Source organism: Paraburkholderia sp. CI3, from assembly GCF_050436505.1.
Taxonomy (GTDB): Bacteria; Pseudomonadota; Gammaproteobacteria; order Burkholderiales; family Burkholderiaceae; genus Paraburkholderia; species Paraburkholderia tuberum.
The window spans coordinates 49,721-73,131 of sequence record NZ_JBNDMI010000004.1; the positions used below are offsets into that span (position 1 = coordinate 49,721).

Below are 23,411 nucleotides of genomic sequence, written 5' to 3' on the forward strand. Positions count from 1 at the left end.
CCGATGCCCCCAGCCTCCATCGATCCCGCCGATTCCCCGCATTTCAGCCTGCCGAAACACCCCCCGTTCCAGCGTTTCTGGTGCACCCGCATCCTGTCGTCGCTGTCGTTCCAGATGCTCGCGGTCGCGATGGGCTGGCATGTCTACGCGCTCACGCATAGCGCGTTCGCACTTGGCCTCGTCGGCCTCGCGCAGTTTCTGCCGATGTTCCTGCTGACGCTCGTCGTCGGCCATGTCGCCGATCGTTACGATCGCCGCCGCATCGCCGCCGTCTGCCAGAGCCTCGAAAGTGTCGCTGCATTGCTGTTCGCGATCGGCACCTTCGGCGGCTGGATCAGCGCGCCGGTCATCTACGTGCTGGCTGCCTGCGTCGGCGCGTCGCGCGCGTTCGAATCGCCGGCCGTGGCGTCGCTGCTGCCGGCCGTGGTGCCGCGCGGCTATCTGCCGAAGGCGACCGCGTGGGCGACGTCCGCCAATCAGACCGCGCAGATCGCCGGGCCCGCGCTCGGTGGTCTGCTGTACGGCATCGGTCCCGGTGCCGCGTATCTCGCGTGCACGCTGACGTTCGCGGCGGCGGCCGCGTCGGTGTGGAGCATTCCGTTGCAGATGAAGCCGGCGAGCCGCGCGCCCGTCACGCTCGAATCGATCTTTTCGGGCATCGCGTTCATTCGTCGCGAGCCGGTGATTCTCGGCGCGCTGTCGCTCGATCTGTTCGCGGTACTGTTCGGCGGCGCGACCGCGTTGCTGCCGATCTTCGCGCGCGACGTGCTGCACGCGGGCCCGCTCGGTCTCGGCCTGTTGCGCTCGGGCACGGCGATCGGCGCGCTCGCGGGCACGATCTGGCTCGCGCATTTTCCATTGCGCAACCGGCCCGGCGCGGCGATGTTCGGCGGCGTGATCGCGTTCGGCATCGCGACGATCGTGTTCGGGCTGTCGCATCAGTTCCTCGTGTCGTTGTTCGCGCTGATGGTGCTCGGCGCGTCGGACACGATCAGCGTGGTGGTGCGGCTGTCGCTCGTGCAATTGCGCACGCCCGATGAAATGCTCGGCCGCGTCAGCGCGGTCAATTCGTTGTTCATCGGGACGTCGAATCAATTGGGCGAGTTCGAATCGGGCCTGACCGCGGGATGGTGGGGCGCGCAGCCGGCGGTGCTGGTCGGCGGAGCCGCGACGATCGCGATCGCGCTGTTGTGGATGCGGTTCTTTCCCGAACTGCGGCACACGCGCACGCTCGAGCGCGAAGAGGCGCTCGCGGCGAGCGCCTGATTGCCGGGGCCTGGGCGCCATCGCCCGATCCATGACACGACGAGGAGACGAACCGCATGAGCCAGTCCGAACTGCACCCCGCCGCGCCGGTCGCGGCGACGATCTATCGTGGTGAATCCGTCGAGAACACGCATCTCGCGCACGTCGCGGTCGTCGATGCGGACGGTCGTCTGCTGTATTCGTTCGGCGACGCCGCGCGCATGACGCTCGCGCGTTCCGCCGCGAAGCCGGCCCAGGCGCTCGCGGTGCTCGAAACCGGCGCGCTCGAGCGTTGCGGTTTCGACGAAGCCGATCTCGCGCTGATGTGCGCATCGCACAGCAGCGAGCCGCGTCATATCGAACGCACGCGCGGCATGCTCGCGAAAGCGCAGGCGAGCGAGGCCGATCTGCGTTGCGGCGGCCATCCGCCGTTGTCGGATGCGGTGTACGTCGACTGGATCCGGCGCGGCTTTACGCCCACCGGCGTGTGCAGCAACTGTTCGGGCAAGCACGCGGGCATGCTGGCCGGCGCGCGTTCGATCGGCGCGGCGCTCGCCGGCTATGAACTGCCGGGGCATCCGTTGCAGGTGCGTGTGAAGCAGACGGTCGCGAGCGTCTGCGATCTGCCCGACGAGGGCGTGCAATGGGCGATCGACGGCTGCAATGTGCCGACGCCGGCGTTTGCGCTCGACCGGCTCGCACGTCTGTTCGCGAAGCTCGCGGCGGCGCAGGATCAACAGGAAACCGAAGCCGCCGCGACGACGCCGCGCGCGGCCGCGCTCGCGCGCATCTATCGCGCGATGACGTCGTACCCGGAACTGGTCGGCGGGGAGGGGCGCTTCTGTACGCTGCTGATGCAGGCTTTCGATGGCGCGCTGGTCGGCAAGGTCGGCGCGGACGGCAGCTATGCGATCGGCGTTCGCGCATCGCGGCAGACCGCGCGGCTCGGCGCGAAGGGCGCGCTAGGCATCGCGCTGAAGATCGAGGACGGCAATCCCGCCGTGCTCTACGCGGTCACCGCCGAGTTGCTCGCCGTGCTCGATATCGGTACGCCTGAACAACGCGCGGCGCTCGACGGCTTTCATGCGCCGCAGCGGCTCAACACGATGGGCGTCGAGATCGGCCGGATGGACTTCTCGATCGAGCTTGCCGCGCATCGTTGAGCGCGGCGACCCGATTCACTGCTCGACACCCCAGACCTCAAGCCGCCGCCGCCTTCGCCGGCGCGGCACCCAGCGCATCACGGATCGCATCGGCGAGCTCGCTCGCCGCGAACTTCGCGACATAGCCGTTGGCGCCCGCGTTCTTCACATGCGCCTCATTGGCCGCGCCCGTCAGCGACGAGTGAATGATCACCGGAATATCGCGCGTGCGTTCATCGGCCTTGATCTGGCGCGTCAGCATGAAGCCGTCCATCTCCGGCATCTCCAGATCGGTCAATACGAGCACGATGGTGTCTTTCGCGCGCGCGCCGTTTTTCTGCGCTTCGCGCGCGACCTGCTGCAGCGTCTGCCACGCTTCCTCGCCGGTCTTCGTCATGATGTAGTCGGCGCCGATCGCGGCGAGCGCCTGTTCGATCAGCTTGCGCGCGAAGCCGGAGTCGTCGGCGGCGAGGATCTTCGCGCCGCGGCGGATGCCGAGCGCGTGGCCGACCGAGGCCGGATCGACGCTCGGATGCTGCGACGGGAACACGTCGCGCAACACCTGCTCGACGTCGATCACCTGGGCGAGCCGCGAGTCGCCGGTATTGCCGTCGATGCGCGCGATGCTCGTGACGAGCTTGCCGCCCGCCGAGCCATCGGCCGACAGCACCTGGTTCCATTCGAGTCGCACGATGTCGTCGACTTCCTCGACCGCGAAGGCCTGCGTCGAACGCGCGAATTCGGTGACCAGCAGGATGCTCAGGCCGCGCGTCGGCTCGCAGCCCATCAACCGCGGCAGATCGATCACGGGGATGATCTGCCCGCGAATGTCGACCGCGCCCATCACGTAAGGCGACGATCCGGCGATCGGCGTGACGGTCGGCATCGTCGAGATTTCGCGCACCTTGAACACGTTGATCCCATACAACTCGTGCGCGTCGCTGCCCGGCACGTGGCCGAGGCGGTATAGCAGCAGCTCGAACTTGTTGGAGCTCGTCAGGTTGCTGCGTTCGGTGTGGCGCTCGTGATTGGCACGGTGGTCGTCTGCCATCGGAATCGTTCTCCAGAATTGCGGTGCTGAGCGGTGCTAAGCGGTGCCTGTATCTGGTTATCGGCGCCGATGGCGAAAAATCCAGCACTGCGTGGCAGCGTCGAGCGGCGCGCGCTTCACACGAATACGGCAAACGTGTGCGCATTCATATGAGGGTTACCTAAGGTTACAGAAGCGACAGCAGCGTTTCACCTGCCCGACGGCGTGGCTTCTAGAATCGGCAGCGATAAAAGCGTGGCGCCGCGCTGGGCTCGCAAGCAGTCCGCAGCGTTTTGCATCGCACGCTTCGTTCGCGGCGCACACGTGTCCGTCGTTTTGCTTTCAGATGCTTTCACCTCAAGGAGAACGTATGATCCGCCTGCCTTCCGTCCCTTCCGTCGCTTTGGCCCGCATCGCCGCCGTTGCCTGCTTCGGTGGTCTTCTGACGGCCGCCTCGGTGGCCAGCGCGCAGAGCGCCGCGTCCACGGACACGGGCCGCCTGCATGCCGCCGACCAGACCTTCATCGCGGACGGCACGCAAGCCGTCGCGACGCAGCGCGATGCCGCGCGTATCGCCACCGCGCGTTCGGCCGACCGCGACGTGAAGGCCTTTGCCGAGCGCGTGTCGAGCGACGACGCCAGGATCACCGACGCGTTGCGCGCGGCGAGTCCGCGCGGTGTCGACGTGCCGAAGAACGATCCCGATGCGGCCGTGCTCGCAAGCATCAACCATCTGCGCGGCGCGGACTTCGACAAGGTGTACATCGAGCAGGTCGCGCTCGCGGGTGAACAGAAGGCACTGTCCGCTTTCCAGGCGGAAATCGCAGCGGGCCGCGACGAGCAGTTGAAGGCCGCCGCGAAACAGGCGCTGCCGACGATCCAGCAGCACTATGCGATGGCGCAGGATCTCGCGAAGCGCAAGCATCTGTCCGTGGCCGCGCAATAAGCGGCGTCACGTCGCTATGCGGCAGGCGGCGGTACTTCGAACCCGGGCTTTTCGGCGATAATCGTGCGCTTCTTCCGACGATTCTTCGCGCCTCCGATTCCAGGTACCGCATGAGCAAGCACGCCAGTCTGCCGCAACAGTTGGACCATCTGCTTCGACAAGCCGTCGCGCTCCAGCAGAACGGCGCGCTCGTCGAAGCCGAGGAGATGTATCGCGAGATACTCGAACTGAAGCCGAAGCATGGCGATGCGTTGCGCTGGCTCGGCGAACTCGCGCTGCAAACGGGCCGCTTGCAGGAAGGCGTCGATCTGCTGAAGAAGGCGCTCGTGGTCAACGCGAGACAGCCGGCCGTGCATTCAAATCTCGCCTATGCGCTGAACGCGTTGCAGCGTCATGACGAAGCGCTCGCGTGTGCCGAGCGGGCGCTCGCGATGCAGCCGAAATTCGCCGATGCGTTGAACAATCGCGGCAACGCATTGGCGGCGCTGAACCGTCCGCTCGATGCGCTCGCGAGCTACGAACGCGCGCTTTCGCTCGTGCCGGAGTTTGCGCCGGCGTGGAACAATCGCGCATGCGTGCTGCGCGATCTCGGCCGCTATGCCGATGCGCTCGATAGCTGCGACCAGGCGCTCGCGTTGCAGCCGAACTATCCGGATGCGTGGAGCAATCGCGGCAACGTGCTCGGCGATCTGAACCGGCCGCACGAAGCACAACACTGCTACCAACGCGCGCTGGAACTTGCGCCTGCTTTCGTCGATGCATGGAACAACCTCGGTCTCGCGCAGATCGATCTGAATCAGCGCGAACAGGCGTTGTCGAGCTATCAGCGCGCGCTTGCGTTGAATCCGGCGTCGGTCGAAACGCACTGGAACCAGGCGCTGTGCCTGCTGCAAATGGGCCGCTTCGATACCGGCTGGCGCGAATACGAATGGCGTTGGGAGCGCAGCCGCATCAAGGCCGGCAGGCGCGCGTTCGCGCAGCCGTTGTGGCTCGGCGATGTTCCGCTCGACGGCAAAACGATTCTGCTGCATGCGGAGCAGGGCCTGGGCGACACGTTGCAGTTCTGCCGCTATGCGCCGCTCGTTGCGAAGCTCGGCGCGAAGGTCGTGCTCGAAGTGCCGGGCGCGTTGTTGCGATTGCTGTCGACGCTCGATGGTGTCGATCAGTTGATCGAAGCGGGGCAACCGTTGCCGCCGTTCGATTGTCATTGCCCGCTGCTGAGCTTGCCGCTTGCGTTCGGCACGAACGAAGCGAGCATTCCGGCGGCGACGCCTTATCTTTTTGCGCAGCCGGCGGCCGTCAGCGAATGGCGTGAGCGGATCGAACACGACGGCAACATCAACGCGAATGCCAACGCAATCAGGCCGCTGAAAGTCGGCCTCGTCTGGGCCGGCGAGAACCGCGCGCAGATCGCCGAGCTGCGCAAGATCGACGCGCGTCGGTCGCTCACGTTCGAGCAACTCGCGCCGCTCCTCGAGGTGCCGAACGTTCGCTTCTTCAGCGTGCAGAAGGGCGCGGCCGCGCCGCAATTAGCCGAAAGCGCCTACGGTGAACGCGTCGCCGATCACACCGGGCTGCTGCACGATTTCGCCGATACCGCCGCGCTCGTCGCCAGTCTCGATCTGGTGATTTCGGTCGACACGTCCACCGCGCATCTGGCCGGCGCGCTCGACAAACCCGTCTGGATCCTGAACCGCTTCGACACCTGCTGGCGCTGGTTGCTCGAACGCAGCGACACGCCGTGGTATCCGTCCGCACGTCTGTTCCGTCAACCGGCGCTCGGCGATTGGGGCGGCGTGATCGATGCCGTGCGCGATGCATTGGGGGATCTGAGCGCCACGCCTTCGTGACGCCTTTGGGCGGACACGCGTAGACTGAACCTCCGTTCATCGATGGCAATGCCACGGAGAGTTCTTCAATGGAATACAGACATCTGGGTGCATCGGGTTTCAAGGTGCCGGTGCTGAGTCTCGGCACCGGTACGTTCGGCGGCAAGGGTGAATTTTTTGAGGCGTGGGGCGCGACCGACGTCGCCGAAGCGCGGCGTCTGATCGACATCTGCTTCGACGCGGGCGTCACGATGTTCGACACCGCCGACATCTATTCGAAGGGCGCGTCCGAGTCGGTGCTCGGCGAGGCGCTGATGGGCAAGCGCGACAAGGCGATCCTGTCGACCAAGGCGACGTTTCGTTTCGACGACGATCCGAACGGTGTCGGCTCGTCGCGCTTCCATCTGATCCAGGCGGTCGATTCAGCGCTCAAGCGTCTGCAAACCGATTACATCGACCTGTTCCAGCTGCACGGCTTCGACGCGAAAACGCCGATCCCCGAAGTGCTGTCCACGCTCGACGACCTCGTGCGGGCGGGCAAGATCCGCTATATCGGCGTGTCGAATTTCTCCGGCTGGCATCTGATGAAGTCGCTCGATATCGCCGACCGTTACGGCTATCCGCGCTATGTCGCGAATCAGACCTACTACTCGCTGGTCGGGCGCGACTACGAGTGGGAGCTGATGCCGCTCGGCGTCGACCAGGGCGTCGGTGCCGTGGTGTGGAGCCCGCTCGGCTGGGGCCGCTTGACCGGCAAGCTCAAGCGCGGCCAGCCGCTGCCGGAGACGAGCCGTCTGCACAAGACCGCCGACATGGGGCCGCCGGTGCCGGAAGACTATCTGTTCCGCGTGCTCGACGCGCTCGACGAAATTGCCGCCGAAACCGGCAAGACCGTGCCGCAGATCGCGCTGAACTGGCTGCTGCAACGGCCGACCGTCGCAACGCTGTTGATCGGCGCGCGCAACGAGGAGCAACTGCGGCAAAACCTCGGCGCGGTCGGCTGGAATCTGACGCCGGAGCAGGTCGCGAAGCTCGATGCGGCCAGCACGGTGCGGCCCGCGTATCCGTACTGGCATCAGGAAGGCTTCGCGGAACGCAATCCAAAGGCGGTTTGAGCGGCGGCTCGACCACGTTCCAGGCGCCGCAGCCGGCGCAATGCGCTGGTCCAGCGCGGCCGCACGCTGGACCAGCGCATCCCATCAAGCCAAACCGCCATTGGCCCGCAATACCTGCCCATTGATCCAACCCGCATCCGGGCCGACCAGAAACGCGACCACGCCCGCCACGTCTTCCGGCTCGCCGAGGCGTTGCAGCGGCGGCATCTTCGCGAACGTCTCGATCTGCTCGTCGGTCTTGCCTTCGAGGAACAACGCGGTCGCGATCGGTCCCGGCGCGACCGCATTCACTGTGATGTTGCGCCCGCGCAGTTCCTTCGCGAACACACGCGTGAACGCTTCGACGGCTGCCTTGGTCGCCGTGTAGATGCCATAGCCGGACAGGTTCAGCGCGAGCACGCTGGTCGAGAAATTGACGATGCGCCCGCCGTCGTTCAGGCGCGCGGCCGCTTCGCGCAGCGTGTTGAAGGTGCCGCGCACGTTGATGTCGAAGGTTTGGTCGTAGAGTGCGTCGGGCGTGTCGGCGAGCGGCGTGGGCTTCATCACGCCCGCGTTGTTGACGAGCACATCTACCTTGCCGAGTTCGCGTTCGGTGATCTCGAACATGCGACGTACGTCGCCGGGCTTCGACACGTCGGCTTGCACCGCGACCGCCTTGCCGCCAGCTTCGCGGATCGCGCCGACGAGCGCGTCGGCTTCGCCCGCGCTCGCTGCGTAGTTGACGGCGAGCGCGTAGCCGTCGTTCGCGAGCCGCTGTGCGATCGCCGTGCCGATGCCGCGCGATGCGCCCGTGACGATGGCGACTTTCGGTTGTGGGTTCGTGCTCATGATTGGTTTCCTCATAGAAGGTGGTGGATCGGTGAGGTGAATCATGAATGCTTTGCGCGCAGAGATAATCCGGTTAGACTCGCCATCATCATTCCATTTGCTTTAATAATTCGCCGATATGGACCGTTTCGAGGAAATGCGCGTATTCGTGCGGATCGCCGAGCGCCAGAGCTTCACGCGCGCCGCCGACGACCTGCAAATTCCGCGCGCGACCGTCACCAACCTGATGAAGCGCCTCGAGCAGCGGCTCGGCGCGCGGTTGCTCGAACGCACGACCCGCACGGTGCGGCTCACGCCCGACGGTGAAGCGCACTACCAGCGCTGCGTGCGCCTGATCGCCGACATGGAGGAGGCCGAGGGGGCGTTTTCCAATCTCGCGCCAAAGGGGCTGTTGCGCGTGAACGTGCAGGGCACGCTCGCGCGGCACTTCGTGGTGCCGGCGCTGCCCGCGTTTCTCGCGCGCTTTCCCGACATCGAGCTGATGATCGGCGAGGACGACCGGCTCGTTGACCTCGTGCGCGAGGGCATCGATTGCGTGCTGCGCGCGGGCGTCCTGCAGGATTCGTCGATGGTCGGGCGGCGCGTCGCGCAACTGCAGCAGGTGACGGTCGCGAGTCCCGCGTATCTGGCCGCGTATGGCGAGCCGGCCGATCCTGACGCGCTGTCGACGCATCGCGCGGTCAACTACGTGTCGAGCGCGACCGGCAAGCCGGTGCCGCTCGAATTCCGCGTCGACGGGCGGGATACCGCGCTCGTGCTGCCGTCGGCGGTGTCGGTCAGCGGCGCCGAACTGTACACGGGCGCGGCCCTCGCCGGGCTCGGCATCGTGCAGGTGCCGCGTTACCGCGTGGATGGCGAGTTGGCGGCGGGGCGGCTGCGGGTCATTCTGGCGGACTATCCGCCGCCACCGATGCCGGTGTCGGTGCTATATCCGCAGAACCGGCAGTTGTCGTCGCGCGTGCGGGTGTTCGCGCAGTGGCTGCGGGAGATTTTCGAGCCGGTGAGCTGAGGGAGCGAAAAACGCAAAGGAATGCGTTTTCGTGGTTAACGCCTGGACATGTGCGCCTCGCATAATGTCATTCTCAAGAGCGCAGAAAGCCGCCCGTGATCGAGGGTGGACGCACAGAACGACCGGGGGATCTGATCATGAATCGTTTTCGTTCGCTGGGTGTGGCGACGGGCGCGGCGCAGTTCGCCAGTGCCGACATCCTCAGCCGGATGAGCACGGCGTCGCGCCGGCCAGGCGCCGCGCGCCCCTTCGATCTGATTTTCGAACCGCGCGCGTGGCAGGGGCCCGCCGCGCCCGAGGCGACGGACCCGCAGTTCAAGATCCACGTGTTCGACACGATGCGCGCGTTCGAAAAACGCGGCGTCGACGCGATCGTGCTGCCATGCTTTCTGAGCCACACCTTCATCGACGAACTCGCGGCCAACGTCAGCGTGCCGGTCGCCAACATCATGACCGCGCTGTCCGCGCACGTGTGGCGCACCTATCCGTCGGCGCGCCGAATCGGCGTGCTGACGTCGGCGGCGATTCGCGCGAACGGCCTGTTCGAGCGCTACTTCGAAGCCGGGCAGTTCGACGTGTGCTATCCGCGCAACGACACCGGTTTCGACGGCGTGACGAGCGCCGTCCTTGGTGTCGGGGGCATCCGCGATGGGCGCCTGCACGGGCGGCCCGTCGAGCTGCTGCGCGCGGCGTGCGCGGATCTGGTTGCGCAGGGCGTCGACTTGATCGTGCCGGGGCTCGCGGAGATCGGCCTCGTGCTGCGCGCGCTCGGGCGCATCGAGGTGCCGCTCGTCGATACGAACCAGGTGTATGCGCGCTATGTCGCGGCGGCGCAGTACACGCAGCCGGAGCGGGCGTTCCGCCTCGGCGTGGTCGGCGGCATCGGGCCGGCCGCGACCGTCGATTTCATGGCCAAGGTCGTGCGCAACACGCCGGCCGCGCGCGACCAGGACCATATCCGGATCATGGTCGAGCAGAATCCGCAGATCCCCGACCGCACCGCGGCGCTGCTCGAGCGCGGCGACGATCCCACCCTCGCGCTGTACGCGGCCTGCAAGACGCTCGAGGACGGCGGCGCGGATCTGATCGCGATTCCGTGCAATACCGCGCATGCGTTCGTCGAGCGGCTCCAGCCGGCGCTGCGCGTGCCGATCGTCAATATGCTGACCTGTACCGCCGATTATCTGCGCGAGAGCGTTCCGGGTCTGCGCGAAGTGGGCGTGCTGGCCACCTCGGGCACGCTCGCGAGCCGCGTCTACGAACAGGCGCTCGACGCGCGCGGCCTGGTGCAGATCGCGCCGTCCGCCACTGCGCAAGCGCGTCTGATGAACGCGATCTACGGCCCGCGCGGCGTGAAGGCGGGGCATACGTCGGGCGACTGTTGCGACGACCTCGCGGCGGCCGTCGACGATCTGGTCGCGCAGGGCGTGCAGGTGATCGTGCTCGCGTGCACGGAGTTGCCGTTGCTGTTGCGCGAACCGGTGCTCGCGTGTCCGGGCGGGCGCGTGGTGCGGCTGGTCGATCCGACCGACGTGCTGGCGAGGCGCTGCGTTGCGTATGCGCTTGGCGACGGTGTCGCACGTGGCACACCGGCGGGTTGCGCGACGCCGGATGCGGCCGGGTGCTCGCGGGTTGAAAGCGCGCTCGGCTAGTCGGGTGGCGTGCCCGCGGCGCAGCCGTTTGCGCCTCGCCGCCGATCCAGAGGTCAAGGCGCGTCTGCGCCCGCCATGGAAAACTGTATAAACATACAGTATAGTATCCCCCTACAGCCAGGCTTCCGGGCGCTCCTCGCGCCGACCCGGCTGCACCGAACTTGCGCGGTCGCGAGAGCCGGCCGTGAGAGGTGACCCACTCCTTCAGACGGTCGGAAAAATTGTCCTCCAACGACGCAACCCTTGACACCCTCGCTGACACTCCCCAAGGCGGCAACCCGAGCGGCAACAAGATCCAGGGCACGATCCGCATTCGCGGCGCCCGCCAGCACAACCTGAAAAATGTCGACCTCGACGTCCGCACCGGCGAAATGACGGTCGTCACGGGGCCGTCGGGCTCGGGCAAGTCGAGCCTCGTGTTCGACACGCTGTATGCGGAAGGCCAGCGCCGCTACGTCGAAACCTTCAGCGCGTACGCGCGCCAGTTCCTCGACCGGATGGATCGGCCGCAGGTCGACCGCGTCGACGGCGTGCCGCCCGCCATCGCGATCGACCAGACCAACCCGGTGCGCAGCTCGCGCTCCACGGTCGGCACGATGACCGAGCTCAACGATCACCTGAAGCTGCTGTACGCGCGCGCGGCCGAGCTGTTCGACCGCCAGAGCGCGTATCTGGTGCGGCACGACACGCCGGAGACGATCTACGCGGAACTGCTCGAGCGCACCGCGCAGGAGGAGCCGCGGCTCGTCGTCACGTTCCCGGTCGAGCTGCCGGAGTCGGCGTCCGCGCAGGAGGTCGAGCAGTGGTTGTCGGCGAGCGGCTATACGCGCGTGCAGGCGCAGCGCGAAGTCGATTCGCCGACCGGCAAGCGCAAGTTGCTCGACGTCGTCGCCGACCGCTTCCGGCTGCGCTCGGTGGATAAAGCACGCGCGATCGAGGCGATCGAGGCATCGCTGAAGCGCGGCGGCGGGCGCGTCAATATTTACGTGCTGCCGGCTACCTCGGACGAGCCGCAGGCCGAAGCCGCCGAGCCGCGCATCTGGCGTTTCTCCACCGGCTTGCACAGCCCCGAAAGCGATCTGCGCTATGCCGACCCGCAGCCCGCGCTGTTCTCGTTCAACTCGGCCTATGGCGCCTGTGATGTCTGCCGCGGTTTTGGCCGCGTGATCGGCGTCGACCTCGGTCTCGTGATCCCCGACGCGCGCAAGACGCTGCGCGAAGGTGCGGTCAAGCCGATGCAGACGCCCGCGTGGAAGGAGTGCCAGGACGACCTGATGCGCTACGCGGCGAAAGCCGACATCCGCCGCGACACGCCGTGGGGCGAGCTCAGCGAGCGCGAACGCAACTGGGTCATCAACGGCTCGCCGGACTGGAACGGCAAGTGGCAGACGCATTGGTACGGCGTCAAACGCTTCTTCGACTATCTCGAATCGAAGGCGTACAAGATGCATATCCGCGTGCTGCTGTCGAAATACCGCAGCTACACGCCGTGCGAAACCTGCGGCGGCGCGCGTCTGAAAACCGAATCGCTGCTGTGGCGCCTCGGCAGCAAGGCCAATGCGAACGACGTGCTCGCGCCCGCGCAGCGCTTCATGCCGCGCGGCGTGAAGTGGTCGCGCGCGCAGCTCGAAGCGTTGCCGGGCCTGACCGTGCACGATCTCATGCTGATGCCGATCGAGCGCATCCGCCGCTTCTTCGACGACATCACGCTGCCGAGCGCGTTGCTCGACGACGCGCTGAAGCTGCTGCTCGCCGAAGTGCGCACGCGCCTCAAGTATCTATGCGACGTCGGTCTCGGCTATCTGACGCTCGACAGGCAAAGCCGCACGCTGTCGGGCGGCGAGGTGCAGCGTATCAACCTGACCACCGCGCTCGGCACGTCGCTGACCAAGACGCTGTTCGTGCTCGACGAGCCGAGCATCGGCCTGCACCCGCGCGACCTGAACCGCATCGTCGAAGCGATGCACCGGCTGCGCGACGCGGGCAATACGCTGGTCGTGGTCGAGCATGATCCGTCGGTGATGCTCGCGGCGGATCGGCTCATCGACATGGGTCCGGGGCCGGGCGAGCGCGGCGGCTCGATCATTTTCGACGGCGCGCCCGAGGCGATTCGCTCGACCGGCACGCTGACCGGCGAGTACCTCGGCGGCCGGCGCCATGTCGCGGATGCCGCGCACTGGTCGCGTCGCGCGGTCGACGCGAGCACGCCGCGCATCGTGCTCGAAGGTGCGAGCGAGCACAATCTGCGCGACGTCACGGTCGAAATTCCATTGCAGCGGCTCGTCTGCGTGACCGGCGTGTCGGGTTCCGGCAAATCGACGCTGCTGCAGGACGTGCTGTATCCGGCGATGGCGCGCCACTTCGGGCTCGCCACCGAAGCGCCGGGCGCGTTCAAGGCGCTGAACGGCGCGGACCAGGTCACCGACGTCGTGTTCGTCGACCAGTCGCCGATCGGCAAGACCGCACGCTCGAATCCGGCCAGCTACGTCGGCGCGTTCGACGAAATCCGCAAGCTGTTCGCGAAGGCACCGCTCGCGCAACAGCGCGGCTACGGCCCCGGCATGTTCAGCTTCAATTCGGGCGACGGCCGCTGCCCGACCTGTGGCGGCTCGGGCTTCGAGCACATCGAAATGCAGTTCCTCTCCGACGTGTACCTGCGCTGCCCCGATTGCGACGGGCGCCGTTATCGCGCGGAAATTCTGGAGGTGAAGATCGAGCGCGACCAGCCGGCGCGCGGGTTGAGCATTGCCGACGTGCTCGAACTGACCGTCAGCGAGGCTGCCGCGTACTTCGCGCAGGACGCCGAAGTATTGCGCGTGCTGCAGCCGATCGTCGACGTCGGTCTCGAATACGTGAAGCTCGGCCAGCCCGTGCCGACGCTGTCGGGCGGCGAGGCGCAGCGGCTCAAGCTCGCCGGCTTTCTCGCGGAGTCGGCACAGGCGCGCGGCGCACGCGGCGCGAAGCAGGTGATCGCGAAGCGTCTGTTCATGTTCGACGAACCGACCACGGGTCTGCATTTCGACGACATCGCGAAGCTGATGCAGGCGTTCGGCAAGCTGCTCGCGAGCGGTCATTCGCTGATCGTGATCGAGCACAATCTCGACGTGATCCGCGCGGCCGACTGGATCATCGACCTCGGTCCCGAAGGCGGCGACGGCGGTGGCCGCGTGTTGTGCGCGGGCACGCCGGACGAAGTGAAAGCGTGCGCCGAATCGCATACCGGCGAGGCGTTGCTGCAATATGACCGCGCGATGGACACCGCAACCGCGGCGGAGCCCCAGGGCATCCCGCTGCAGAAGGCCCTGAGCGCGGCCCGCGCACGTCGCGCGATCGAAGGCGAGGACGTGGTGCGCATCGTCAACGCGCGCGAGCACAACCTGAAGGCGCTCGACGTCGACATTCCGCACGGCAAGTTCAACGTAATCACCGGCGTGTCGGGCTCGGGCAAATCGACGCTCGCGTTCGACATCCTGTTCCACGAAGGCCAGCGGCGCTACCTCGAATCGCTGAACGCGTATGCCCGCTCGATCGTGCAGCCAGCCGGACGGCCCGAAGTCGACGCGGTGTATGGCATTCCACCGACCGTCGCGATCGAGCAGCGGCTCTCGCGCGGCGGTCGCAAGAGTACCGTCGCCACGACCTCGGAGGTGTGGCACTTCCTGCGTCTGCTGTACGTGAAGCTCGGCTTGCAGCACTGCATTCACGACGGCACGCCGGTCACGGCGCAAAGCGCCGAATCAATCGCGGCGCAGTTGCTGCGCGATCACAAGGGCCAGCATGTCGGCTTCCTCGCGCCGCTCGTCGTGAACCGCAAGGGCGTCTATACGGACCTCGCAAAATGGGCAAAAGCGCGCGGCAATACGCATCTGCGTGTGGACGGCGAGTTCGTGCCGGTCGATCCGTGGCCGAAGCTCGATCGTTTCCGCGAGCACACGATCGAGCTGCCGGTCGCTGACCTCGTCATCTCGGCCGATCATGAAGCGGAGCTACGTGAAGCGCTCGATCAGACGCTCGACATCGGTAAAGGCATCATGCATCTGCTCGCGCCGCTCGACGGTCTGCACGACGCGCTCAACGGCGGCGAGTCCACCGCGAAGCTCGGCGACGTGAAGGTGCTGTCGACGAAGCGCGCGTGTCCGGTGTGCGGCACGAGCTACCCCGAGCTCGATCCGCGCATGTTCTCGTACAACAGCAAGCATGGCTGGTGCACGAGCTGCGTCGGCACGGGGCTGTCGCTGACGCGCGAGCAGCGGGCCGCGTACGACGACACGATCGTCGTCGACGACAATCGCGGTCGCGAGCAGAGCCTGCCCTCAGAGGAGCAGGAACCGGAAGGACTCGTCGACGAGCCGTGTCCGGATTGCGCGGGCACGCGTCTGAATCCGGTCGCGCGCGCGGTCACGTTCGACTCGCAGGCGATCGTCGACGTCGCGCAATGGACCGTGTCCGACACGCGCGCGTGGATCGATACGCTGCGGATGACGGGCCGCGACGCCGAAATCGCGCGCGACGTGGTCAGCGAAATCGGCAGCCGGCTGCAGTTCCTCGAAGAAGTCGGGCTTGGCTATCTGAGCCTCGATCGCGCGGCGCCGAGTTTGTCGGGCGGCGAAGCGCAGCGCATCCGGCTCGCCGCGCAGCTCGGCAGCAATCTGCAGGGCGTGTGTTACGTGCTCGACGAGCCGACCATCGGTCTGCATCCGCGCGACAACCAGATTTTGCTGAACGCGCTGCGCAAACTTGGCGACAAGGGCAATACGCTCGTCGTCGTCGAGCATGACGAAGATACGATCCGGCGCGCGGATCACATCATCGATATCGGGCCGGGCGCGGGCAAGCGCGGCGGCACGCTGATCGCGCAGGGCAGCGTCGCGGACCTGTCCGCACAGCCCGATTCGCTGACCGGGCGTTTCCTCGCGCAGCCGATCGTGCATCCGCTGCAGCCGCGCCGCGAGGTCGTCGCGCCGGGCAAGCGTGCGGCCGCGGTGCCGGAGAACTGGCTGACCGTGCATGGCGGCAAGCTGCATAACCTGCGCGACGTGACGGTCGGCATTCCGCTCGCGCGGCTCGTCGCGGTGACGGGCGTCAGCGGCTCCGGCAAGTCGACGCTCGCGCGCGACGTGCTGATGACCAATCTGCTCGATGCGGTCGGGCGCTCGGTGCTGTCGTCGCCGGCCACGCGCCGCGCGCGTGTGGCCGCCGAGGAGAAGCCGGCCGCGAACCGGCGTTCGAGCGTGCTCGCGCGCTCGGCGCCGCGTGCGCCGCTGAACGTCACGCACATATGGCAGGGCTGCGATTCGGTCACCGGCTGGGAAAGCATCGACCGCGTGCTGGAAGTCGATCAGACGCCGATCGGCAAGACGCCGCGTTCGTGTCCCGCCACCTACATCGGCGTGTGGGATGCGATCCGCAAGCTGTTCGCGGGCACGCTGGAGGCGCGCGCGCGCGGCTATACCGCGTCGCGTTTCTCGTTCAACACGGGCGAGGGCCGCTGCCCCGCATGCGAGGGCCAGGGCGTGCGCACGATCGGCATGAGCTTCCTGCCCGACGTGAAGGTGCCGTGCGACGTCTGCCACGGCCAGCGCTTCAATCCGGAGACACTCGCGGTCACGTGGCGCGGCAAGAACATCGGCGACGTGCTGACCATGGAAATCGACGAAGCGGTCGAGTTCTTCGCGTCGATTACGAACATCGGGCATCCGCTGCAACTGATGAAAGACGTCGGGCTCGGCTATCTGACGCTCGGCCAGCCGTCGCCGACGCTGTCGGGCGGCGAGGCGCAGCGCATCAAGCTCGTCACCGAGCTGAGCAAGGTGCGCGACGACATCACGCGGCGTGGCCAGAAGCCGCCGCACACGCTGTACGTGCTCGACGAGCCAACGGTCGGCCTGCACATGGCGGACGTCGCGAAGCTGATTCGCGTGCTGCACCGGCTCGTGGATGGCGGCCATAGCGTCGTCGTCATCGAGCACGATCTCGACGTGATCGCCGAGGCGGACTGGATCATCGACCTCGGTCCGGAGGGCGGCGTGGGCGGCGGTACGATCGTTGCAGCAACGGATCCGGAAAGCCTGTCGCGCGTGGCCGCGAGTCACACGGGCGCGGCTCTGCGGCCGGTGCTCGCGCGCACGGCCGCTACGTCGACGCTGGCCGGCGAAGGGACGAATGGCTGAGGCACGCTGACGAGCGGTGGCGCGGCCGTTGCGCGCCGCGATGCCGTTCCCCAGCCGACTGTTTCCTGGCATTCCCAGACGCGAGCATCAGGTATGCCGTTGCAACTTCGCAGGTTGCAACGGCCGGCGCCTCGTCGCGTGTCCGCCACACATGATTGCTGCGCTGCATCCAATCATCCGAGGTTCGATCAATGCGGCGCATGCGCGCGTTTAAATCATACGAAAGAGACCAGCGATGTTTCAAAATAGAAACATTTTTAGAACCCCCGATAAATCAGCATTTGGATATTAATTTGTGGTGCGGAGCGAATGCCACGGAAATGCCTAATGCCGCGGGCAATAAATTTACGCTTTGCGAATAAACTACCGAATTGCCCGGACATAATGGGGCGATAAGCAGTTCACAATTGAAACATTTTTGAACCGCGCAAGAAACGTACTCGGTAACGCGCAATGGCCGGGCTTCGCATTATCGGCAACTTTGTCCGAATGCGCGAGAGTGCCGTCCATCAAGGCTTTGCGGTAAGATCTCCTCAAGCTCTTCGCGCGGCTTGCATAGTTGCCCGGCCTGTCGCGCGCTCATATCAATTGCTCAATAACCGCTTTTCCTCAGACATGGGCTGTCGTGATGAGATTTGTTTTTCAAATTTACTATAGCGATCCATTCCGCTAACATCACGCTTAATCCTTTATGCGGCGTGAGTCTGCTTTTTCGCCGTAATAACGCATTCTCTCGTTCCGTCTGATGGCGGGGCAAATCGGGGTCCGCAACGTATGACCGTTTGGGGAAGATCATGCCGCACATGCACCTTGATACAACGAGAATTACGTGGCTACACACGCCCGCTTTGAACGTCCGTACTGCAGCGCGGCGAATCGGCATTTTGCTGTTCGACGGCTTCTGGCTGCTCGGCCCCGGTACCGTCGTGGAAATGTTCCAGACCGCCAATGAGTTCGCGGGCACGCGAGCGGGCGAAGATCCGCCCTACGAAGTGCAGTTCCTGTCGATGGACGGCGGCAATGTCGCCAGTTCGTCGTCGGCGCGCATCTGGACTGACCGCATCGACACGCGCTTTGGCGGCGGTTTCGACGCGCTGTTCATCGCTGGCGGCTACGGCGCCCACGTGGCCGCGCGCGACGAACGCCTGCTGAACTGGCTGCGCGCCGTGCAATCGCGCACGCGCGCGATCGAAACGATCGGCGAGGGGCGCCTCGTGCTCGAAGCGGCCGGCCCGACCGAGCATGACGGCCTGATGAGCCGCTATCCGGGCGCGAGCGCCAGCGAAGGCGCGTTCAGCGCGGCCAACGACCGTCACGACTGCGCCCGCAGCGCGCTGATGTTCATCAAGCGCGACCTGGGCGCCGAGCTTGCGCGCAGCGTCGCCGATCGCGTGATGCCCGGCATGGCTGCGACGTGGGTGCCGCTGCCGGCCGAGGGCGGCACGCTGAGCGTCGCCGAAAAGATTCGCGCGGCCGCGCGCTGGATGGAGGCCAACTGCGACCGTCCGGTATCGGTCGCCGATGCCGCGCAGGTCGCCGCAATGAGCGAGCGCAATTTCCTGCGCCGTTTCAAGCACGAGATGCAGATCACACCGTCGGACTACCTGCTGCAGGTGCGGCTGCGTATCGCGTGCAACTTCCTGACCGAGACCGAATTGCCGGTCGACAAGATCGCGCGTCGCAGCGGCACCGGCAACGGCGATCGTCTCGCGAAAATTTTCCGCAAGCGTATGGCTTTGTCGCCAACCGAGTATCGCGCTCGCAGCCGGGCGGCCACTGAGGCGTAGCATGTATCTTTAGCATGCGATAGGGCGCCCGCGTTGCGGGCGCGCCTCGTCTGTCGGACGCGGTCGCGAGAGCGGCCGTATGTTCGCTGGTCAGCCTTTTTACGAGCACAGTGGCGATGGGCAACAGGGTCATGGCGACGGCATTGCCGGAGGTGAAACTCATCGAGCCGGAAGTGTTCATCGACGAGTTCGGCTTCTGCTTCGAGAGTTTCAGCGCGGACGAGTTTTCGGACGACGTCGCGCAAGGTTTCAACTTCGTGCAGGACCGCCATCTGCGCGCCGTGCATGGCGTGCTGCGCGGCTTGCACTACCAGGTGCAGCGTCCCCAGGGGCGGCTGCTGCGCGTCGTGCGCGGCGAGATCTTCGACGTCTCGGTCGACGTGCGCCTGAACTCACCGCACTTCGGCAAATGGAGCGGCGAGTATCTGAGCGAAGCCAACCATCGGCAGATCTGGGTGCCGCCCGGTTTCGCGCACGGCTTCGTCGTGCTGTCCGATGTCGCCGAATGCATGTGGAAGACCACCGAGTACTGGTTCCCCGAACTCGAGCGCTGCCTGCTGTGGTCCGATCCCGACATTGGCATCGAGTGGCCGATCGACTTTCAGCCCATCCTCGGCAGCAAGGATGCGGCGGGCCGTCGTCTGTACGAGGCCGAAAACATCTCGTGAACGACGGGGCCAACCCTACACGTCGGGCATCCAGTCAGTACGAGGTGCTCAACGTGAAGCGTCGCGCAAGCCATCCGCAATCCGTTCCGGTCCGCTATGTGGGTCGCGCGTTTGCGCCGCTCGGCGCGCAGGGGCTCAATTGCACGTGCGTGGATCAAACCATCGAGACGACCCGCGGCCGTGTGCTGTGTGGCGATTGCCATGTCGCGGTGTATGAAGGACACATCGTCGGCACGATGACGCTTTATGCTTCGGATGGCGAAGCATCGTGCGAGCTATACCGGCACGGCGATGTCGCGAGCCTGCGTCAGTTCGCGGTCGATCCCGCATGGCAGGGGCGCGGCATCGGCACGTTACTGATCGCGTTCGCCGAACATTGGGCCGCGAGGCGTGGCTATGTGCAACTCGCACTCGATACGCCGCACCCGGCCACGCAGCAGATCGCGTTCCATGACGCCGCAGACGGATGCGGCCTGAAGCGATGCCGCATACGCCTTCGGCATACGGAGAGAAGAAGCGGAAGGAAAGCAGGTTGAAGCGCCCGATGCTTCGGCAACTATTGCAATATGTTGCGGCAAGTATTGCAACGGCGACAGCGGCCGCGCAGTCCTCAACGCCGTACCCACGCAGCGTGGCCGGTTCGCATCGGGCGAGGCGTGAATTCACCGAACGCTGTATGCAGCCGTCAGCGTCGGATCACGCCCATCAGCAGGGTGACGAGGAAGATCACCAGGAAGATGAAGAACAACACCTTGGCGATTTCGGTTGCGCCCGCGGCAATGCCTCCAAAGCCGAACACTGCGGCGATGATGGCGATGATGAAGAAAATCACAGCGTATCGAAGCATGGTGCCTCCACCGGTGGATTGTTGAAATGACGTTTGAACGGCGCCCCGTTGCGTACGTCACGCGGCTTCACGGGTGAGATGCCGGCGAGCGGAATTCAGCAATAGATGTGCCATCGCTTGATTGCCGCCGACGTTCCAGCGATTCACGATCAGATAGCCGACGAGCGCCGCCCGCCAAGCGCAGCGGTCCGCCGCGCGCGGCGGCTGGCCCGTCGACGACATCGGCGGCCTCGCGCTGCGTCTGCCGGAGGTCGAGACGGGGCGCTATTTCGATGCCCAGGCGAAGGAGGCTTACCAGCAGTCGCTGCTGAAGTGGCCGGTGCTCGCGCGGCTGATGAACCTCGTGCCGCGCGACGAAGCCGATGCGCTCGCCGCGCGAGGCGAGCCGCAAGAATCGGCGCTGAAATAAGGCCCGCGTCGAACGCTCAACGCAATTGCGTGAACGCGAGCAGCAACACCATGCTGCCGATCGCGCCATCCAGCACGCGCCACGCGGTTGCGCGGCGAAACAGCGGCGCGAGCATGCGAGCGCCATAGCCGAGCGCAACGAACCACACCGCGCTGACCGTCATCGCGCCGAGCGCGAAGGCGACCCGCGCGCCTTCCGGCTCACGCGCGCCGGCCGTACCGATCAACAGGAACGTGTCCAGATAGACGTGCGGATTGAGCCACGTGAACGCAAGCGTCATCAGGATGATCGGCAGCGCGCGTTGCGCAGGCGGCGCCTGATCGCGGGACGCGCCGGCCGAGCCATCGAGCACCGCGTGTCCGGGCCGCACCGCGCGGCGCAGCGCGCTGATGCCGAACCAGGCGAGATACACGAGCCCAACATAGAGCATCGCGTGCACGAAGCGCGGGAAACGCTCCATCAGCACCGCGGCGCCGCCGACGCCCGCGCCGATCAGAATGAAATCGGACAACGTACACAACAGCACGATCTTGCCGACATGCGAGCGCATGATGCCCTGCCGCAGCACGAACGCGTTCTGCGCGCCGATCGTGACGATCAGCGACGCGCACAGCGCCGCGCCATGGGAAAAAGACAACCAGTTCATAAATGGTCCGGAAAAAGGAAAGCAGCGGGGATAGACGGGAAAATCCAACAGCGCTAGTCTGCGGGTTGGCATCTCATAAGAGAAGCTAATTTGCTTAATGCCGATTAAGGAACGCTAATGCTCGACTACGCCTTGCTCGACGCGCTGGCCGCCGTGGTCCGCCACGGCTCGTTCGACCGTGCCGCGAGCGAGCTCAATATCACGCCGTCCGCGGTGTCGCAGCGGGTCAAGCTGCTCGAGGAGCGCGTCGGCAGCGTGCTCGTGAAGCGCGGGCAGCCGTGCGTCGCGACCACCTCGGGCGCGCTGCTATGCCGCCATACCGAACGCGTGCAACTGCTCGAAGCGGAGCTGAACGGCCGCCTGCCGGCATTGCCCGGCGCGCTCGTCGAGCAGTGGCCGGCACTGCGCGTCGCGGTCAACGACGACAGCGTCGGCACCTGGTTCATCGACGCGGTCGCGCCGTTCTGCGTCGAACGCGAGATGCTGCTCGACCTCGTGATCGACGACCAGGACTACACCGCGCAGCGCATTCGCGATGGCAGCGTGCAGGGCGCGATCACGACGCAGGCCGAACCGGTGCAGGGCTGTCGCTCGACGCGCCTCGGCCGCATGCGATACCTGGCGGTGTGCTCGCCGGCGTTTTTCGCGCGCTATTTCGCCGACGGCGTCACGCGCGACAGCCTGCGGCGCACGCCGTGCGTCGACTTCAATCCAAAGGATCAGTTGCAAAAGCGCTTCATGCGGCGCATTACGCGCGCGGAGCTCGATCCGCCGCTGCACTGGATTCCGCACGTCGCCGGTTTTTTGCGCGCGTGCGTGATGAGCCTCGGCTGGGGCATGTGTCCCGAGCGGATGATCGCCGGGCATCTGCAGCGCGGCGAACTGGTCGAGATCGCGCCGGGCAAGCATATCGACGTCGATCTGTACTGGCAGAGCTGGCGTCTGTCGATCGGCTGGCTCGACGATTTCAGCGCGATGCTCAGAAAGCGGGCCGACGAGTTTCTCGATTGACTACGCGGCGGTGCCGCATGCAGAAATGCGGCAGCTGCTATAGCAACAGCTCGATCGAATGAAACAGGCGGCGCTGTTCCGGGTCCTGCGAGCGCGCGCCTTCGTCGATCGTCTCGCGCAGGCAGTCGAGAAAGCAGGCGGCCGCCGGGCTCGTGGGCGCGCCACGCCGCGACGTGATGCTGATGATGGTTTCGTCCAGCGTTTCACGCAGCGGCAGCGCCCACAGGTTTTCCTTCGCGCGTATCACCTCGACGAGCGGCCACGGAAAGATGCTGACCATGTCCGTGTGCGCGAGCAGGCCCAGCACGATCGCGAGCGAATGCGCGAGCACGATCGTGTGCGGCACCGGCATGCCGCGCTTGACGAACAGATTGTTCGACATCGACTCGCGGCTCGCCGGGTCCCAGTTCAGTATCCATTCCGCGTCTTGAAGGTCGAGCAGCGTGCGGCAACCGGCCTTCGGATGGTCGCGCCGCGCGACCACCGCCGCATGCGTCGAAAAGAGCGGCGCGTTCTGAAACTCCGACTGCGGCGACGCGGGCGGCGGCCGACCGATCGAAAAATCGAGGCTGCCGTCGCGCAGACGTGGCTGCACGACCGCGAGCAGGCCTTCGAAAAATTCCAGTTGCACCTCCGGCATCCGCTCGCGAAAACGCCGCACGGCAGGCGGCAGAAAAGTCAGCGCGACCCACGGCGTGACGCCGATCGACAGCTTGCCGGCGGCGGCTCCGCGCAACGCCTCGATCTCGGCTTGCGCGCGCTGCAACTGGCCGAGCACGAGCCGCGCATGCACGACGAGCGCACGGCCGAACTCGGTGAACGCGACACCGCTCGCGCTGCGCACGACGAGCGGCGCGTGCAGATCGGCTTCGAGCTCGCGCATCGCCTTGGTCACGGCGGCCGGGGAAAGCCCCAGCGAGCGGGCGGCCGCCCGGATACTTCCGGTATCGGCGATCGTCGCCAAGGTATTGAGCTGATGCAGTTTCATTCGAATGAGAGGCGTGAAAGGGGCAACCATGGGTTGGCACCCGCAACGATTTTACGCCTGCCGCCCGAATATCGGCGCCGCTATGCTGG

General features: G+C 66.0%; 18 protein-coding genes. 12 read left to right on the forward strand and 6 right to left on the reverse strand.

The features are described 5' to 3' along the window. Positions 1–3: 3 nt before the first annotated feature. Both OKW29_RS21775 and OKW29_RS21780 read left to right on the forward strand, forming a co-directional pair. A complete protein-coding gene (locus OKW29_RS21775; protein ID WP_429292580.1) occupies positions 4–1,266 on the forward strand; it encodes an MFS transporter in 1,263 nt (420 codons plus the stop codon). Between the two features lie 56 nt (positions 1,267–1,322). Next, on the forward strand, positions 1,323–2,408 hold the full coding sequence (locus OKW29_RS21780) for an asparaginase (protein ID WP_429292581.1): 1,086 nt from the start codon (positions 1,323–1,325) through the stop codon (positions 2,406–2,408). A 37-nt stretch (positions 2,409–2,445) separates the two neighbouring features. Here the strand turns inward: OKW29_RS21780 and OKW29_RS21785 are convergent, their stop codons facing one another. Further along, positions 2,446–3,438 carry a chemotaxis protein gene (locus OKW29_RS21785; protein WP_429292582.1) on the reverse strand — a complete coding sequence of 331 codons (993 nt, stop codon included), beginning with the start codon at positions 3,436–3,438 and terminating at the stop codon, positions 2,446–2,448. 349 nt (positions 3,439–3,787) lie between these two features. Here OKW29_RS21785 and OKW29_RS21790 point away from each other — a divergent pair, with 349 nt between their 5' ends. The 3 genes from OKW29_RS21790 (at position 3,788) to OKW29_RS21800 (ending at position 7,307) form a co-directional block, all read left to right on the forward strand. Then, on the forward strand, positions 3,788–4,363 hold the full coding sequence (locus tag OKW29_RS21790) for a DUF4142 domain-containing protein (protein WP_429292583.1): 576 nt from the start codon (positions 3,788–3,790) through the stop codon (positions 4,361–4,363). A gap of 110 nt (positions 4,364–4,473) precedes the next feature. Beyond that, positions 4,474–6,213: a tetratricopeptide repeat protein gene (locus OKW29_RS21795; RefSeq protein ID WP_429292584.1), complete on the forward strand. Its 1,740-nt coding sequence runs from the start codon at positions 4,474–4,476 to the stop codon at positions 6,211–6,213. 68 nt (positions 6,214–6,281) lie between these two features. Further along, entirely contained in the window at positions 6,282–7,307 is a 1,026-nt protein-coding gene (locus tag OKW29_RS21800; RefSeq protein ID WP_429292585.1) for an aldo/keto reductase, read from the forward strand. Between the two features lie 84 nt (positions 7,308–7,391). Here the strand turns inward: OKW29_RS21800 and OKW29_RS21805 are convergent, their stop codons facing one another. Further along, on the reverse strand, positions 7,392–8,135 hold the full coding sequence (locus tag OKW29_RS21805) for an SDR family oxidoreductase (RefSeq protein ID WP_429292586.1): 744 nt from the start codon (positions 8,133–8,135) through the stop codon (positions 7,392–7,394). A gap of 118 nt (positions 8,136–8,253) precedes the next feature. Between OKW29_RS21805 and OKW29_RS21810 the strand changes: the two genes are divergently transcribed. From OKW29_RS21810 to OKW29_RS21835, 6 genes are all read left to right on the forward strand, one after another. Further along, positions 8,254–9,144 carry a LysR family transcriptional regulator gene (locus OKW29_RS21810; RefSeq protein ID WP_184032672.1) on the forward strand — a complete coding sequence of 297 codons (891 nt, stop codon included), beginning with the start codon at positions 8,254–8,256 and terminating at the stop codon, positions 9,142–9,144. 137 nt (positions 9,145–9,281) lie between these two features. After that, the gene (locus tag OKW29_RS21815) at positions 9,282–10,796 is read left to right on the forward strand and encodes an amino acid racemase (RefSeq protein ID WP_429292587.1); all 1,515 of its coding nucleotides are present in this window, start codon (positions 9,282–9,284) and stop codon (positions 10,794–10,796) included. Between the two features lie 221 nt (positions 10,797–11,017). Next, complete coding sequence (gene uvrA / locus OKW29_RS21820; protein WP_429292588.1) at positions 11,018–16,966, forward strand: excinuclease ABC subunit UvrA; 5,949 nt, start codon at positions 11,018–11,020, stop codon at positions 16,964–16,966. A gap of 794 nt (positions 16,967–17,760) precedes the next feature. Continuing rightward, the gene (locus OKW29_RS21825; RefSeq protein ID WP_184032677.1) at positions 17,761–18,753 is read left to right on the forward strand and encodes a GlxA family transcriptional regulator; all 993 of its coding nucleotides are present in this window, start codon (positions 17,761–17,763) and stop codon (positions 18,751–18,753) included. A gap of 116 nt (positions 18,754–18,869) precedes the next feature. Beyond that, positions 18,870–19,421 carry a dTDP-4-dehydrorhamnose 3,5-epimerase gene (gene rfbC / locus OKW29_RS21830; protein ID WP_429292589.1) on the forward strand — a complete coding sequence of 184 codons (552 nt, stop codon included), beginning with the start codon at positions 18,870–18,872 and terminating at the stop codon, positions 19,419–19,421. A 53-nt stretch (positions 19,422–19,474) separates the two neighbouring features. Further along, a complete protein-coding gene (locus tag OKW29_RS21835; protein ID WP_429292590.1) occupies positions 19,475–19,957 on the forward strand; it encodes a GNAT family N-acetyltransferase in 483 nt (160 codons plus the stop codon). Positions 19,958–20,106: 149 nt separating this feature from the next. On the opposite strand, the gene OKW29_RS21840 is transcribed toward OKW29_RS21835, so the two are convergent. The 3 genes from OKW29_RS21840 to OKW29_RS21850 all read right to left on the reverse strand — a co-directional run bounded on the left by OKW29_RS21840 (position 20,107) and on the right by OKW29_RS21850 (position 21,323). Next, entirely contained in the window at positions 20,107–20,268 is a 162-nt protein-coding gene (locus tag OKW29_RS21840) for a DUF1328 domain-containing protein (protein WP_013089029.1), read from the reverse strand. Between the two features lie 57 nt (positions 20,269–20,325). Then, on the reverse strand, positions 20,326–20,490 hold the full coding sequence (locus tag OKW29_RS21845) for a hypothetical protein (protein WP_187629170.1): 165 nt from the start codon (positions 20,488–20,490) through the stop codon (positions 20,326–20,328). A gap of 203 nt (positions 20,491–20,693) precedes the next feature. Next, positions 20,694–21,323, reverse strand: coding sequence for a LysE/ArgO family amino acid transporter (locus OKW29_RS21850; RefSeq protein ID WP_429292591.1), 630 nt, complete (start codon positions 21,321–21,323; stop codon positions 20,694–20,696). 117 nt (positions 21,324–21,440) lie between these two features. Here OKW29_RS21850 and OKW29_RS21855 point away from each other — a divergent pair, with 117 nt between their 5' ends. After that, on the forward strand, positions 21,441–22,334 hold the full coding sequence (locus OKW29_RS21855) for a LysR family transcriptional regulator ArgP (protein WP_429292592.1): 894 nt from the start codon (positions 21,441–21,443) through the stop codon (positions 22,332–22,334). A 37-nt stretch (positions 22,335–22,371) separates the two neighbouring features. On the opposite strand, the gene OKW29_RS21860 is transcribed toward OKW29_RS21855, so the two are convergent. Further along, a complete protein-coding gene (locus OKW29_RS21860) occupies positions 22,372–23,322 on the reverse strand; it encodes a LysR substrate-binding domain-containing protein (RefSeq protein WP_429292593.1) in 951 nt (316 codons plus the stop codon). Between the last annotated feature and the right edge of the window lie 89 nt (positions 23,323–23,411).